Annotated in this window: 10 protein-coding genes; 5 read left to right on the top strand and 5 right to left on the bottom strand. The window is 58.5% G+C overall.

The window, feature by feature from the left end; all coding sequences use genetic code 11:
- Positions 1–154: 154 nt before the first annotated feature.
- The 4 genes from ACXAG1_RS11940 to ACXAG1_RS11925 all read right to left on the bottom strand — a co-directional run bounded on the left by ACXAG1_RS11940 (position 155) and on the right by ACXAG1_RS11925 (position 4,698).
- The gene (locus ACXAG1_RS11940) at positions 155–667 is read right to left on the bottom strand and encodes an O-acetyl-ADP-ribose deacetylase (protein WP_475092283.1); all 513 of its coding nucleotides are present in this window, start codon (positions 665–667) and stop codon (positions 155–157) included.
- A gap of 65 nt (positions 668–732) precedes the next feature.
- Positions 733–2,208, bottom strand: coding sequence for a sodium/proline symporter PutP (gene putP, locus ACXAG1_RS11935; RefSeq protein ID WP_475092282.1), 1,476 nt, complete (start codon positions 2,206–2,208; stop codon positions 733–735).
- A gap of 802 nt (positions 2,209–3,010) precedes the next feature.
- Positions 3,011–3,955 carry a tRNA 2-thiocytidine(32) synthetase TtcA gene (ttcA, locus tag ACXAG1_RS11930; protein WP_475092281.1) on the bottom strand — a complete coding sequence of 315 codons (945 nt, stop codon included), beginning with the start codon at positions 3,953–3,955 and terminating at the stop codon, positions 3,011–3,013.
- Positions 3,956–3,999: 44 nt separating this feature from the next.
- Positions 4,000–4,698, bottom strand: coding sequence for an arylesterase (locus tag ACXAG1_RS11925; RefSeq protein WP_475119804.1), 699 nt, complete (start codon positions 4,696–4,698; stop codon positions 4,000–4,002).
- A gap of 58 nt (positions 4,699–4,756) precedes the next feature.
- On the opposite strand from ACXAG1_RS11925, the gene ACXAG1_RS11920 reads away from it, so the two are divergent.
- The 5 genes from ACXAG1_RS11920 to ACXAG1_RS11900 all read left to right on the top strand — a co-directional run bounded on the left by ACXAG1_RS11920 (position 4,757) and on the right by ACXAG1_RS11900 (position 14,435).
- A complete protein-coding gene (locus ACXAG1_RS11920; protein ID WP_475092279.1) occupies positions 4,757–5,521 on the top strand; it encodes an ABC transporter ATP-binding protein in 765 nt (254 codons plus the stop codon).
- Positions 5,521–7,974 (top strand): ABC transporter permease, encoded by a 2,454-nt coding sequence (locus ACXAG1_RS11915; protein WP_475119803.1) that lies wholly within the window; start codon positions 5,521–5,523, stop codon positions 7,972–7,974. Before ACXAG1_RS11920 ends, ACXAG1_RS11915 begins: the two co-directional genes overlap by 1 nt.
- Before the next feature lie 233 nt (positions 7,975–8,207).
- Positions 8,208–9,479, top strand: a complete 1,272-nt coding sequence (gene bioA / locus ACXAG1_RS11910) for an adenosylmethionine--8-amino-7-oxononanoate transaminase (RefSeq protein ID WP_475119802.1) — start codon at positions 8,208–8,210, stop codon at positions 9,477–9,479.
- Positions 9,480–9,624: 145 nt separating this feature from the next.
- A complete protein-coding gene (locus ACXAG1_RS11905; RefSeq protein WP_475119801.1) occupies positions 9,625–12,447 on the top strand; it encodes a glycoside hydrolase family 9 protein in 2,823 nt (940 codons plus the stop codon).
- Positions 12,448–12,545: 98 nt separating this feature from the next.
- Positions 12,546–14,435: a cellulase family glycosylhydrolase gene (locus ACXAG1_RS11900; protein ID WP_475119800.1), complete on the top strand. Its 1,890-nt coding sequence runs from the start codon at positions 12,546–12,548 to the stop codon at positions 14,433–14,435.
- Positions 14,436–14,537: 102 nt separating this feature from the next.
- Here the strand turns inward: ACXAG1_RS11900 and ACXAG1_RS11895 are convergent, their stop codons facing one another.
- Entirely contained in the window at positions 14,538–15,170 is a 633-nt protein-coding gene (locus ACXAG1_RS11895) for a thioredoxin family protein (protein WP_475092274.1), read from the bottom strand.
- Positions 15,171–15,195: the final 25 nt, after the last annotated feature.

Raw genomic sequence — 15,195 nt, 5'->3', positions numbered from 1 at the left:
GCAAAAACTGTGGAAAATTTACCGATTATTTTTGCCAGACTCGCTGACTGTTACGGCAGTGCCAGTTAACCGACCCATCAGCACAAAACTGTGCGTAAATTCCTTCGGCTAACTGGTACGCTCACAAGTCTTTCAAGACGGATAAAAATCGTATTCAACGACGCACGCAGGCGTCCAACTGCATGCGATAGAGCTCTGCCATATCTTCGTCAATGCAGCAGAAAATAATGTGGCGGGGACCGCCGTCGCGGTCGAGATGGTTTTGGGCCTGCTCAACGGCAATTTCTACTGCAAGCTCCGGGGGGTAGTCGTAGACACCACAGCTGATGGCAGGGAATGCAATGGAATGGGCGTGTTCACGCCGCGCAAGATTGAGGCACTGGCGGTAGCAACTGGCAAGCAACTCCGGCTCCCCCAGATTGCCACTGCGCCAGACCGGACCGACAGTGTGGTAAATACGCTTCACCGGCAGTCGATAGCCTGCGGTAGCGCGCACCTCCCCGACAGGGCAGCCGCCAATGGCGCGACAAGCCTCCATCAGTTCCGGGCCAGCCGCGCGATGAATGGCGCCGTCCACACCGCCTCCGCCGAGGAGCCTCTGGTTGGCTGCATTGACGATTACATCCACATGCAACCGAGTGATATCACCGAGGTGTACTTCGATCACTCCAACTACTCCAGCCGCGGCACCACCGATCAATTGCGCAAAGTTGCGCGAATACCGCGATCAGACTACTGCTTTTGCCCCAGTAATTGACGGTGGCGCGTTGAAATTCCTTCAGGGCAATGCGTCACGGCACTTACTAAAACAATAGCAGCTGCGGAGAGTACGAATCCCGGTAAAAGCTCGTATATATCGAAGATGCCACCGGAGAGCTGTTTCCATACCACTACGGTTATACCCCCGACCAGAACCCCTGCAATCGCACCCGCACCGGTCATACGCGACCAGTAGAGGCTGATCAGTATTGCTGGGCCAAAGGCAGCCCCCAGCCCGGCCCAGGCATAGGCGACCACATCCAGGACCTTGGATCCAGGATCCATCGCCACACCTACGGCAATCAGCGACAGCGCCACAACCGCCCAGCGGCCTACTTTCACGATACTTTCGGACGATGCCTGCTTGCCGAACCACACATGGTAAATATCTTCTGCCAGCGCCGCGGATGACACCAGTAACTGGGAATCTGCGGTGCTCATGATCGCCGACAGGATCGCCGCCAGCAGAATACCGGCAACCAGTGGGTGAAATAGAGACTCCACCAGGGCCATAAAGATCCGTTCGCCATCCGGCAATGTCGCGGTAAGCTCCAGGTGGCCGAACAGGCCCACACACATGGCGCCGAGAAAGCCGGCCAGAGACCAGATAGCGGCAACACTCGCCGCGGCCGGCATATCATCCGGGTGTCGCAGCGCCTTGAAGCGGGCAAGGATATGCGGCTGGCCAAAGTACCCCAGCCCCCACGCCAGAGAACTCAACACCGCGGCCACCCCCAGGGTGGCGCCGGTGTTGTCCGTCATCCAGTGCATCAGTTCCGGGTGCTCCGTCTGCATGGTTGCCCAGGCACTCCCCCAGCCACCCTCGTCGGAAATCACCATGACCGGGACGATGACCAGCGCGAGACTCATCAGCAATCCCTGAAACACATCGGTCCAGGACACCGCGAGGAAACCGCCAAACAGGGTATAGGAAATTACCGCAATTGCGCCGATCACCACTGCCCACTGATAGTCCCAGCCAAATACGGTCTCGAATAACTTGCCGCCAGCAATCAGGCCGGACGCCACGTAGAACAGGAAGAACAGCAAAATGAAAAATGCGCAGATGGTGCGCAGCCAGGGGGTCGATAGATTGAAGCGGCGGTGCAGATACGCGGGCACGGTGAGGGAATCATCCAGCGCGTAGGTGTAAATGCGCAGTCGGCGGGCCATGGTGGTCCAGCTCAGCACAATCCCGCTGAACAGACCGATGGCAATCCAGCCGGAAGAGAGCCCGGTTGCGTAGGCTGCACCGGGTAGCCCGAGCAACAGCCAGCCACTCATATCGGAAGCACCGGCACTCAGCGCAGCAACCGCGGGCGGCAGCGAGCGGCCGCCGAGAAAGTAGTCACTGGCATCCTTGGTGCGCCGGTAGGCGTACACGCCGATGGCGAGAATCAGTGCGAGATAAGCAATAAACGTTAGGGCGACAAGCCATTGTCCAGACATTTGGGATTCCCCGTCATATTTGGCAGATAAAGCCACGTCCCGCGAAAGAATAGGCTGAATCCATCGTTATTGGTCTTTATTGCGCGTAAATCTACCCATTCGCTGGCGGTTACTCAATCCACAAACTAAACCAAGGGTATGTACAGTTACCAAAAGCCGCCAAGGATGGCAGTTACAGACTGAGCAGTTAGGGAAAGCGAAAACACTATGGGTATTTGTCTGGACGAACTGCGCCTGTTCGTCGTTCGTCCCACTTTAAAGCAGTTGCGCGCCTGGTCTCCGGGGATGGAAGCCCTGTTGCTCGGCACTGCCGCACAAGAGTCCGAACTGGGGTTCCACCTCAAGCAGGGCCGGCGCCACGGTATGGGGATCTTCCAGATTCTCCCCAGTACCCACCGACAGATCTGGGATAAATACCTGATCAACTTCCCCCCGCTCGCCTCCAAAGTGCGCGGTCTCGCCAGCCAGCGCGACTTCCTGCAGCACCCCCACGCCGAACTGGCCACCAACCTACGTTACGCTACCGCCATCGCGTGGCTGGTGTACCGCGCCGCCGGTATCGAATCCGTAGAAAGTGAAAACCTGCCGAAAATGGCCAAACTGTGGAAAAAACATTTCCACCATGGCCCCAGTGCTCGCCTGCGGGATTTCGTGGACAGTTACAGCAAACTGGTAAAACCCACGGAAAGCCCCGAGACAGAAAACAGCGAGACCGAAAACGAAACAGCCGCAGTAAACACCACGGCTGTTGAGGGAGCAAACGGTAACAAGACCGATTGCCTGCTAGTAGAGGATGACGGCGCTACAGATTCCGCGCCTCAATATACATCGGCTGCGCCGGCGTCTCCGCAGGCTGCTCCGGGTCCTCATTGCGCGCATCTTCCGGTATCCAGGAGTCGACATACTGCTCGATCGCACGCGCGTCCGCCGCAGGCGCGGGTCTAGAGCGGTCCAGTTCCAGGCTCTCGAAATCATAAAGATCCCGATCCGCCAGCTGTGATGGCGATACCCGTGTCAGTGCGGCAAAAATATTGTCGCTGCGGCCGGGAAACTTCTTGTCCCAATCATTCAGCATGCCCTTGATCGCCTGGCGTTGCAGATTCTCCTGACTGCCGCACAAGTTGCACGGAATAATCGGAAACTGCTTGTGATCCGCAAACGCGATCAGGTCCGTTTCGCGGCAATAGGCCAGCGGGCGAATCACAATATTGCGCCCGTCGTCCGCACGCAGTTTCGGTGGCATCGCCTTGAGGCGGCCGCCGTAGAACATATTCAGAAACAGCGTCTCGACGATATCGTCTTTGTGGTGCCCCAGTGCCACCTTGGTCGCGCCAATCTCCTCGGCAAAGCCGTACAGGGTGCCGCGGCGCAGGCGCGAGCAGAGGCCACAGGTAGTCTTGCCTTCCGGCACCACCTCTTTCACCACGCTGTAAGTGTCCTTGTTCACGATGTGATAAGGCACACCGATGGACTGCAGGTACTCCGGCAGGATGTGCTCCGGGAAACCCGGCTGCTTCTGATCCATATTCACCGCCACCAGCTCAAAGTGCACCGGTGCGGTCTTCTGCAGGTTCATCAGGATTTCCAGCATCGCGTAGGAATCCTTACCGCCGGACAGGCACACCATCACCTTGTCGCCCTCTTCAATCATATTGAAGTCGGCGATCGCCTTGCCCACATTGCGACGCAGGCGCTTTTGCAGCTTGTTGAATTCCAGCCGCTCGCGGCGGTTTTCCAGATCAGACATGGGTAAATCTCAAAAAATTCAGGGCGCGATTGTACGCTTTCCGATCAGGAAGTGCACAGGCTATCGGACTGGGTATTCCCATTGCCTTTCAATATGGTTTCCAGGCAGGGCCACACGTGATCCAGCAGCGCCGGCTGGGCCTTGGCGGTGGGGTGAATCCCGTCGGTCTGCATGGCGCCATCCACCAGCGCCACCGTCTCCAGGAAGAACGGCACCAGGGGCACCTGCTGCTCCTCGGCCACCTTCGGATAGACCGCCGCAAACGCCTTGGTATACGCCTTGCCATAGTTCGGCGGCATCTGCATACCCAGGATCAGCACCTCGGCACCACCCTCCCGGGCCAGCTTCACCATCCGCAGAAGGTTCTGCTGCAGCGCCCGTGGCGGATAGCCACGCAGGCCATCGTTGCCCCCCAGCTCCAGCACCAGCCAGTCGGGTGAATGTTCACTCATCAAACGCGGCAACCGGGTCAAGCCACCGGCAGAGGTCTCGCCACTGATACTGGCATTGACCACCTTCACCGCCAGACCCTGCTCGTCGAGCCGGTCGCGCAGCAATTGCACCCAACCTTCACGCTCATCGAGCCCGTAGGCCGCACTGATGCTGTCACCCAATATCAACAGGGTGCCCTCTTTTGCAGCCGGCTCATCCGCTTTGGCCGCCAGCCCGTAAAGCAAAACGATCAACAGCAGGCCACGCGAGACAAAACCGGGGGCAAGGTGCCGGAAAAAAACTGCCGCCATGTCATACTCTCCACTACTAAATCTAAAGCGCATTTTGCCGAAATTTCAGGGACTTGCCATGTCAGTGATGCTCAAAGCCGAAAACCTTCAACACCGCGTCAGTACCAGTGAAGGTCCGCTGACACTCCTGAACGACATATCCCTGCAGCTTCCCGCCGGCCAGAGCCTCGCCATCACCGGCGCCTCCGGCTCGGGTAAATCCACCCTGCTGGGCCTCCTGGCGGGTCTCGACCGCCCCACTGAAGGTAAAATCTGGCTTGCCGGCGAGGAAATCACCGCCATGGACGAAGAGCAGCGCGCGGCACTGCGTGCCCGCTGCGTCGGCTTCGTGTTCCAGACATTCCAGCTGCTGCCGGGCCTCACTGCGCAGGAAAACGTCATGCTGCCAAGCGAACTGCGCGGAGAGCGCAACGCGGGCAAGCGCGCCGAGGAATTTTTAGAGCGCGTCGGCCTCGCCCACCGTCTGCACCACTACCCGCGTCAGCTGTCTGGCGGCGAGCAGCAGCGCGTCGCCATCGCCCGAGCATTCTGTAGCATTGCCAACCAGGGTTCTGACACCTCTTCTGGAATAGATAGCGGCATTCTGTTCGCCGACGAACCCACCGGCAGCCTGGACGCCCACAACGGTGAAAAGGTTATCGACCTGCTGTTCAACCTCAACGCCGAGACCGGCACCACTCTGGTGCTGGTTACCCACGAACAGCGCCTCGCCGAGCGCTGCGGTGCCCACCTGCGCATGGCGGCCGGAGAGATCACTACCGCCGACATCCCCGACTCTTTTTCAGGCGACCAGTTTGGTGATCAAGCGGAGGTGTCCGCCTGATGCTGCCGCTGAAACTCCTCGGCCGCGACTGGCGCGGCGGCGAGCTGGCGCTGATCGCCACCGCCCTGGTGCTGGCGGTCACCTGTGTCACCGCAATCGCCCACTTTTCCGACCGCCTTACCCGCGCTATGTATATCCAGTCCCAGAGCTTTCTGGCGGCGGAGCGGGTGGTACAGAGCAGCAAGGAAGTCCCGCAGGCATGGTTGAGCAAGGCCGATGAACTGGGGCTGAAGCAGGCCCAGACCACCGCCTTTGCCTCCATGCTCTCCGCCGGGGATGAATTCCAGTTCGCCTCGGTGAAAGCGGTCAGCGATGACTACCCGCTGGTGGGCCACCTGGAAATGCGCGCAAACGCGGATGACATTTCCCGCGAGGTCCAGCAGGGTCCACCTCCCGGTGAAGTGTGGCTGGAAGCGCGCCTGCTGCCGCTGATGAATCTGTCGATCGGCGACGACCTGCAGCTGGGTGACAGCAATTTCCGAGTCGCCGGTATCCTCGACCACGAACCGGACCGCGGTGCCAACCTCTTCTCCATGGGTGCGCGACTGATGATGCACCAGTCGGATCTCGCCGCCACCAACATCCTACAGCCCGGCAGCCGCGTCACCTATCGCTACCTGTTTACCGGTGACGACTCGACCCTCGACCAGTATTTCAACTGGCTCAAACCCCAGCTCACCGACCACCAGCGGGTCATTGACCTGGAGGAAGGCCAGCCCCGGGTCGCCCGCACACTGGATCGCGCCGAGAGCTTCCTGTTCCTGGCGGCCAGTCTCGCGGTGCTACTCGCCAGCGTCGCCGTCGGCCTCGCCGCCCGTCGCTACGGACTGCGTCACGCCAACTACGTGGCAGTGATGAAAAGCCTCGGCGCCGGCAAAAACAAAATCCTCGGCATCTACATTGGCCAGATGACCGCCCTGGCACTCATCGCCACCGCCATCGGCCTTGCGCTCGGCTCCCTGATCCAGGCACAGGCGGTAAACCTGCTGGAAGGCTTCTTCCCGGTTACCCCGCCCCCCAGCGGCCTGCAACCGCTACTGGTGGGCCTTGCCACCGGCGTCGCCTGCGTGATTGGCTTCGCCCTGCCACCGCTGTTCCGCCTCGCCCAGACGGATCCCATGCAGACCCTGCGTCAGGACTGGAGCAACCCGGACAAACGGGAATGGTTCGGGCTGATCCCCGGCCCCCTGTCCATGTTGCTGCTGATCTGGTGGCTCTCCGGCAGCATCGCCATCACCGTCGCCCTGCTCGCCGGCCTCGGCCTGCTGGTCGCCGGCGCCGCCCTGATCAATCGCCTGCTGGTGCGCGGACGACTCGCCTCCCTCGGCGGCAGCTGGCGCATTGCGCTGGGCAGCCTGCAGCGCCGCGCCGGCTTCAACACCCTGCTGATCGCCGCCTTCGGCACCGGCCTCCTCGCCATGCTCGCCATGTACTACGCGCGCACTGCATTGATCGACGAATGGCAAATGCAGCTCCCGGAAAACGCCCCCAACCACTTCCTCGTCAACATCGCCCCCTACGAACTGGACGGCGTGAAAGACAAGGTGGAAGGCAAAAACCTCGAGGGCACCGAGTTCTACCCCATGGTGCGCGGCCGCCTCATCGCCGTGAACGGCACTCCCGTCGACGAGCGTGAAAACAAAGACGGCTCCATCCGCCGCGAACTCAACCTGAGCTGGACCGACACCCTCCCCGCCGACAACAAAATCGTCGCCGGCGAATGGTGGAGTGAAGACCTCGATGAAGGAGTCTCCGTCGAAGTCGAAGTCGCCGCCCGCCTCGGCCTCAGCCTCGGCGACGTCCTGCGCTTCTCCATCGGCGGCCTCGAGACCGAAGCCACCATCACCAGCCTGCGCACCCTCGACTGGAACAGCATGCGCCCCAACTTCTTCATGCTGTTCGCCCCCGGAAGCCTCGACACCTTCCCTGCCACCTACATCCAGAGCTTCTACCTGCCGCCGGAAGACAAGCTGTTCGTCAACGAACTGGTGAAAAACTTCCCCAGTGTCAGCATCATCGAACTGGACAAAATCCTGGAGAATATCCGCGAAACCATCGGCCAGGTCGCCATCGCCGTCGAGTCCGTACTCGCCCTCATGCTCGTCGCCGGCGTACTCGTCCTGATCGCCGGCGTCCGTGCCAGCATCGCCGAACGTTTGCAGGAAGCCGCCGTAATCCGCACACTGGGCGGCCGCCGGCAACTGCTGATTCGCAGTCTGATGATTGAATTTGGCTTGCTGGGGATTGCCGCGGGAATACTTGCGGCGTTTGGTACCGAAGCCACACTGGCGGTGCTGACCCAGCGGGTATTTGATATGCCGTTTAATTTCCACCCGGGACTCTGGCTGCTTGGGCCGCTGGTTGGGGCATTGCTGGTTGGTACTGCTGGTACGCTGGCGTGTCGCAGTGCGGTTAGTCAGCCGCCGCTTAAAGTTCTGCGGGAATTGGCTTGATTACCGGCTTCGTAGCTCTGGATTCCGGCCTGCGCCGGAATGACGGTAGACGAAAGCTTTCGAAGTAAAAATATTTGAATTGAAGGGGGAGTGCCGGGGATCTGTTTTTGAAAGCGTCGCAAACAGGATGTTTGCGCCGCAGCGCCCAGGGATGGGTTCACAGCGGTTTCAAAAGCAGATACCCGGCGCTTCACCGCCACCACACTTGCTTAAGAAGACCACCCAACAGCACCATGATGGATCTAGAGTTCGATAAAAACCACATCTGGCACCCTTACTCCTCCCTGATTAATCCACCGCCTGTTTATCCCGTCACAAGAGCCGAAGGGGTCAGAATTTACCTGGAAGACGGCCGCGGATTGATCGACGGCATGGGCTCCTGGTGGAGCACCCTGCACGGCTACAACGTTCCCGAACTGAACGCCGCCATGCAAAACCAGATGGGAAAAATGAGCCACGTCATGTTCGGAGGGCTCACCCACGAACCCGCCATCGAACTGTGTAAAAAACTCGTCGCCCTCACCCCCGAGCCACTGCAAAAAGTCTTCCTCGCCGACTCCGGCTCCGTCTCCGTCGAAGTCGCCATAAAAATGGCCCTGCAATACTGGCACTCCCAAGGCAAACCGGAAAAAGCCAAACTGCTCGCCCTGCGCAACGGCTACCACGGCGACACCTTCGGTGCCATGGCCACCTGTGATCCCGTCACCGGCATGCACCATTTATTCGCCAGCCAGCTCACCCAACACCTGTTTGCCCCGGCCCCCAAACCAAAGTTCGACGAACCCTGCACAGAGCAGGACACCGCCGAACTGCAACAGCTAATCGAACAGAATCACCAGCAGCTCGCCGCCGTCATTTTAGAGCCCATCGTCCAGGGCGCCGGCGGCATGCGCTTTTATTCCCCGGAATATCTAAAGCGCGTACGAGAACTCTGCGACCAGCACGACCTGTTATTGATCGCCGACGAAATCGCCACCGGTTTCGGCCGCAGCGGCAAAATGTTCGCCTGTGAACACGCCGGAATATCCCCCGACATCCTCACCCTCGGCAAAGCCCTCACCGGCGGCACCATGACCCTCGCCGCCACCCTGTGTACCGACAAGGTGGCCAATGGCATCTGCAACGGCGAAGCCGGCGTATTCATGCACGGCCCCACGTTTATGGGCAACCCAATGGCCTGCGCCGTGGCCAATGCCAGTATTGAACTACTTCTGAAAAATGATTGGCGACAACAAGTTACCGATATCGAAAGCCAACTTAGACAAGAGCTGGCACCACTGAAGAGTGCCGACGGCGTGGCCGATGTGCGCGTACTTGGGGCCATCGGCGTAGTGGAAATGCAACAGTCAGTAAACAATAAAACACTGCAAGAAAGTCTGATCGAATGCGGCGTTTGGTTGCGCCCGTTTGGGAAGCTGGTCTATACCATGCCCCCCTACACCATCAGCTCGACTGACCTCTCGACATTAACCAACGGAATAAACGAGACGCTGTCCGCGCTCTGAATTCCGAAATACATCACATATTGACACCACTGGCGGGAAATGCCTTCCCGCCGCCATCTCACACACGTCCTTCTTGTGCGATCAACAATGTTCGCCAGGCAATACAAGTGCCTGACAAAAAAAATCACAAGAAGGACGTACCACAATGCGATTGACCAGAGCCAGTAAACTCCGCGCCACCATCGCCGCCACAGTGGCCGGTGCCGCACTCTTTTCCAGCCATACCCTCGCCGCCAACTACGGTGAAGCTTTGCAAAAATCCATCTATTTTTACGAAGCCCAGCAATCCGGCCCCATTCCAGGCTGGAACCGCAACGAATGGCGCGGCGACTCCGGCATGCAGGACGGTGCCGACAACAACGTCGACCTCACCGGTGGCTGGTACGACGCAGGTGACCATGTAAAGTTCGGTTTCCCGATGGCAGCAACCGCGACCATGCTCGCCTGGGGTGCCGTTGAGAACCAGGCAGCCTATGCACAGACCGGTCAGCTCGAACACCTGAAAAATAACCTGAAATTTGTCGCCGACTATTTCGTAAAAGCGCATACCGCGCCGAACGAACTGTATGGACAGGTGGGCGAAGGTGCCGTGGATCACGCCTGGTGGGGCTCTGCGGAAGTGATGCAGATGGCGCGGCCATCCTACAAAATTGACGAGAACTGTCCGGGCTCGGATCTGGCCGGTGAAACCGCTGCGGCACTGGCCGCGATTTCCATGGTTTTTGAAAATTCCGACCCACAGTATTCAGCAACCCTGCTGGAGCACGCCAAGCAACTTTACAGTTTTGCCGATAACTATCGCGGGAAATACAGCGACTGCATCACCGATGCCACCGCGTTTTACAATTCCTGGAGCGGTTATAACGACGAGCTGGTCTGGGGCGCGGCGTGGCTCTATCGCGCCACTGGCGACCAGTCCTATCTGGACAAAGCCAACAGCTATTACGACAACCTCTCCACCGAGCCACAGTCGCCAGTGCGCTCTTACAAATGGACCCACGCCTGGGACGACAAGGGCTATGGCAGCTACGTGCTGATGTCCATGCTCACCGACAACCCCCAATATCGCGCTGACGCCGAGCGCTGGCTGGATTACTGGACCACCGGCTATGAAGGCAACCGCGTAACCTATACCCCCGGTGGCCTGGCGCACCTGGATCGCTGGGGCGCCGCCCGTTACGCCTCCAACACCGCTTTCATCGCGCTGATCTATTCCGACTACCTGAAAGCGAACGATGCGGACAACCCCAAGGCACAGACTTACTACGACTTCGCCGTCAGCCAGATGGAATACATCCTCGGCGACAACCCGATGAATATGAGCTATCAGATCGGCTATGGCTCCGTGTATCCCACATCACCGCACCACCGCACCGCACACGGCTCCTGGAACGACAGCCTGTCTGACCCGGTGGATAACCGCCATACTCTGGTGGGTGCGCTGGTGGGCGGCCCGGATACCAGCGATGGTTTTGAAAACGACCGCGGCGATTACATCCTCAACGAAGTGGCGACCGACTATAACGCCGGCTTCACCGGCGCCCTGGCGCGCCTGTGGATGGACTTCGGCGGCAACCCGATTCCCGAAGACAGCTTCCCGGCACCGGAGGAGCGGGATACCGAATTCTTCGTTGATGCAAAACTGAATTCCACCGGCCCCCGCCACACCGAAATCAGCGCACGCCCGCATAACCGCAGCGCCTGGCCTGCACGTCTGACCGACAACCTGAGTCTGCGTTACTGGGTGGATATTTCCGAGCTGGTGGATGCCGGCTATTCAGCCAGTGACCTGGAACTGAATACCGCCTACAACCAGGGCAGTGATTTTACCGGCCCACACCCCTGGGGTGATCCCGCAGACAATATCTACTACGTCGAAGTGTCTTTCGAGGGTGTGGATATCTTCCCCGGTGGCCAGTCCGATAGCAAAAAGGAATCCCAATTCCGCATTGGCGTTCGCGAAAGTTTGCCCTGGGATCAGAGCAATGATCCGTCCTGGGACAACTACGGCAGCAGCCGTGAACAAGCGCCGCGCATTGCCCTCTACGACGACGGCAATCTGGTCTGGGGCGAGGAGCCCGGTGAAGGTTGCGGCGGCAGCTCCGGTGTGAACTGTGTTCCGGTGGCTAACGACGTTTCCGTTGAGACCGGATTCGAGTCCCAGGTAATGGTGACCCTGTCCGGCAGCGATCGCGACGGCAGTATCACCGGCTACACCGTGGAAACCTCCCCGGGTAACGGCAGCCTGAGTGGCACTGGCGCAGAACTGCTGTACACGCCGGATGCCGGCTTCTTCGGCATCGACAGCTTCACTTACACCGTCAGTGACGATGCCGGCGCTGTTTCCGCACCGGCCACCGTGACCATCGATGTAGAGTCCCCGCCCATCCCTGCGGTCAGCATCACCTCGCCGGCAAACGGCAGTACCTTTGAGGAAGGGGAAGACATTACCGTGCAGTACACCCTGCAATACGCAGACGGTGTAAACCTGTACCTGGACGGAGCGCTCACCGGCAGTGCCAATGGTGCCACCGATCTGGTAATTGACGCCCCCTCACTCGGCAACCACGTGATCGAAGTACGCGCTGTGGACGATGGTGAAGAGCTTAGCGCCACCGACAGCGTTTCCATCGTCGTGGAAGAGCAATCTTCCGGTGGTGGAGAAGGTGTGCAGTGCTCCGTGGACGCTGCCGACAGCTGGAACACCGGCTTTGTCATCAATGACATCGTTGTGGAAAACAACGGTGATAGCGCCATCAGCAGCTGGGAAGTAACGCTTACGTTTGCCAACCCCATCAGCATCGTGAATGGCTGGAACGGCGAGTTCCAACTGTCCTCCGATGGCCGCAGTGTCAGCGTCACCAACGCCGCCTGGAATGGAAACCTGCAACCGGGCGCCTCTGCCAGTGCCGGCTTCCAGGGCGGACACAATGGCGACTTCGCCCTGCCGACCTGTAGCGCTGACTGATATCCGGTAGCGCCCACAATGAGCATCCGACAGACCATCGCGTCTGTCGGGTGTTTTTCCGTTTCTCTTCAAATATTCATTAGAGTCTTGAAAATACAATGAAGACATTGACAACACTTTCATTGGCCACTGCGCTGGCCACGTCTCTCTCTGCACCATCATTTGCCGAAGCACTGCCGGACGACGATTGGCTGCGAGTGGAAGGCAACCAGATTGTCGATCAACAGGGCAATCCGGTATGGCTGACCGGCGCCAACTGGTTCGGATTCAACGCCAGTGAGCGGGTATTTCACGGCCTGTGGGCAATAAACCTCGAAAACGCTATGGCGGATATCGCCAGCCGCGGTATCAATATTCTCCGTGTGCCCATTTCCACGGAACTGATTTACGAGTGGCAAAGCGGTATGGCCGCAGTGCCGAGCATCAACGACTACGCCAACCCGGAAATTGCCGGGAAAACCACACTTGAGATTTTCGACACCACAGTGGCGCTTGCGAAAAAGTACGGCATTAAAATCATGGTGGACGTACACAGTGCCAAAGCGGATAACTCCGGTCACTTCGCGCCCATGTGGTACAACGAAGAACTCACTTCCGAAATTTTCTACGAAACCTGGGAGTGGATGGCGGATCGCTATAAAAATGATGACACCGTCATCGCATTCGATATTGAAAACGAACCTCACGGAAAACCCTGGGCGGATTCTCCCTACGCCAAGTGGGATAGCTCCACCGACGAAAATAACTGGAAATACGCCTGCGAAACCGCGTCCAAGCGTATTCTCACCATCAACCCCAAGGTGCTGGTTCTGTGCGAAGGCATCGAGTCTTTCCCGAAGGACGGCGTAACCTGGGACAGCGATTCCAGTAAAGATTTTCACAACTACTGGTGGGGCGGCAACCTCCGCGGTGTGGCAGATCACCCGATCGATCTCGGCCCGCACCAGGATCAGCTGGTCTACTCCCCCCATATCTACGGTCCGTCTGTCTACCTTCAGCCCTGGTTTGAGCCGGACTTTACTTATGAGTCCCTGATGGAGGACGCCTGGAGAGATAACTGGTTCTACCTGTATGAGCAGGGAGTTTCGCCGCTACTGTTCGGTGAATGGGGCGGCTTTATGGACGGCGGTCAGAACGAAAAATGGATGACCTATGCCCGTGATCTGATTGTGGAGCACAAGCTGCACCATACCTTCTGGTGCTTGAATCCCAACTCCGGGGATACCGGCGGTCTCTGGGGTTATGACTGGAAAACCTGGGATGAAGAAAAGTACGCTCTGCTCAAACCGGCACTGTGGCAGAACACCGGTGGCAAGTTTGTAGGCCTGGATCACCAGGTGCCACTTGGCAGCAGTGAAACAGGTATTACCGTAAGCGAGTTTTACGGCAACGACAGTCCGGTGCTGGATATCGTGACGCCGACTTCCGGCAGTGAATACCTGGTAGAAGAAACCATTACCGTAGCCTTCAACCAGCGCAAAAGCAGCGGCGCCAACATCTATATCGATGGTGGTCTGGTCGCCAGTGCGGATAGCAGCCCCACCACCATTACTGCGCCGGCAGAAACAGGTAGCTACCTGTTAGAGCTTGTCGCGGTGGACAGCGCGGGTATCGAATTGTCTGCAACGGATAGCGTACAGATTCAGGTGGTTGAGGAAGTGATACCGGATCCAGAACCGGAGTCCGACATTGCCTGTGAACCCGGTGAAGCCGACAGCTGGGCAGACGGATTTGTACTGAACACCATCACTGTCACCAACAACGGCGACAGCGCGGTAAGCGGCTGGGAGGTCAAACTGAACTTCAGCGGGGGCAATACCTTTGACAGCGGCTGGGGTGGCAACTTCACCGCAGAAAATGGGGGCACTCTGGTCACCGTTAGCAATCTGGCATGGAACGGCAACCTACAGCCCGGTGCGAGTGCCAGCTTCGGTTTACAGGGTACTCATACCGGAAGCTATGTAGAGCCCACCTGTACGGCGAACTGATTTCCGTACCCGGGAACTAAGAGCACCAACTGAAAAGGCCCTCAGGGATACTTCCCCGAGGGCCTTGTTATTTGCACGGCTTGTGATTAAACGACAACGAAATCAATACTTGACGCTACAGCCGTATGCACGACTCGAAGCCACCGCCACTTGCTCGCCTTTCAATGCTGCATCAAATGCTGCGGCCACATAATTGTTGGAGTTGGGGATCACTGCAGGGTTCGCCGAGTCGTTATCGTCGATCGCACCGGCGTAAACTACCTGCCCTTCGGGGTTGATGATAAACATATGTGGCGTGGTCTTGGCCCCGTACGCGCGCCCCATACTGCCGTCGCTATCCAACAGGAAGGGAGCACTTGCCGCGAGCTTGTGGCTCTCCGCCACTTCCAATGCCTGCGCCGGCTCCAGGTAGCCCTGCTTGCCTTTCGCAGAAGAGATAACGGTTAGCCAGTTGATGTCCTGGTCGGTGTATTTTTTCTGCAGTGCCTGCATATTGCCGCTACCGTAATGTTTCTTCACATAAGGACAGTCCTTGTTGAACCACTCCAGCACCAGCCACTGACCTTTGTAGTCTTCCAGGCTGCGGGTCTCACCTTTTGCATCCACCTCACTGAATGCCGGTGCCTGCTCGCCGGGAATCGCAACAGCCACGGCCAACGCCGGTAGCGCAAACAACGCGACACTGCTGATAAATTGACGAAAAGACCGTTTACCACTTACACGCTGAGTATTCACGATGACGCATCCTCTTGGTTGAAAA

It is taken from the genome of Microbulbifer sp. ABE4_465 (assembly GCF_056160765.1).
The sequence above is the reverse complement of the archived record's forward strand: the minus strand, read 5'-3'. Positions and strand labels throughout refer to the sequence as shown.

What these genes read in the sequence shown, in the direction of transcription:
- putP (WP_475092282.1), bottom strand. Translation starts at nt 2,208, where the DNA reads ATGTCTGGACAATGGCTTGTCGCCCTAACGTTTATTGCTTATCTCGCA.
- ttcA (WP_475092281.1), bottom strand. Translation starts at nt 3,955, where the DNA reads ATGTCTGATCTGGAAAACCGCCGCGAGCGGCTGGAATTCAACAAGCTG.
- ACXAG1_RS11925 (WP_475119804.1), bottom strand. Translation starts at nt 4,698, where the DNA reads ATGGCGGCAGTTTTTTTCCGGCACCTTGCCCCCGGTTTTGTCTCGCGT.
- ACXAG1_RS11920 (WP_475092279.1), top strand. Translation starts at nt 4,757, where the DNA reads ATGTCAGTGATGCTCAAAGCCGAAAACCTTCAACACCGCGTCAGTACC.
- ACXAG1_RS11915 (WP_475119803.1), top strand. Translation starts at nt 5,521, where the DNA reads ATGCTGCCGCTGAAACTCCTCGGCCGCGACTGGCGCGGCGGCGAGCTG.
- bioA (WP_475119802.1), top strand. Translation starts at nt 8,208, where the DNA reads ATGATGGATCTAGAGTTCGATAAAAACCACATCTGGCACCCTTACTCC.
- ACXAG1_RS11905 (WP_475119801.1), top strand. Translation starts at nt 9,625, where the DNA reads ATGCGATTGACCAGAGCCAGTAAACTCCGCGCCACCATCGCCGCCACA.
- ACXAG1_RS11900 (WP_475119800.1), top strand. Translation starts at nt 12,546, where the DNA reads ATGAAGACATTGACAACACTTTCATTGGCCACTGCGCTGGCCACGTCT.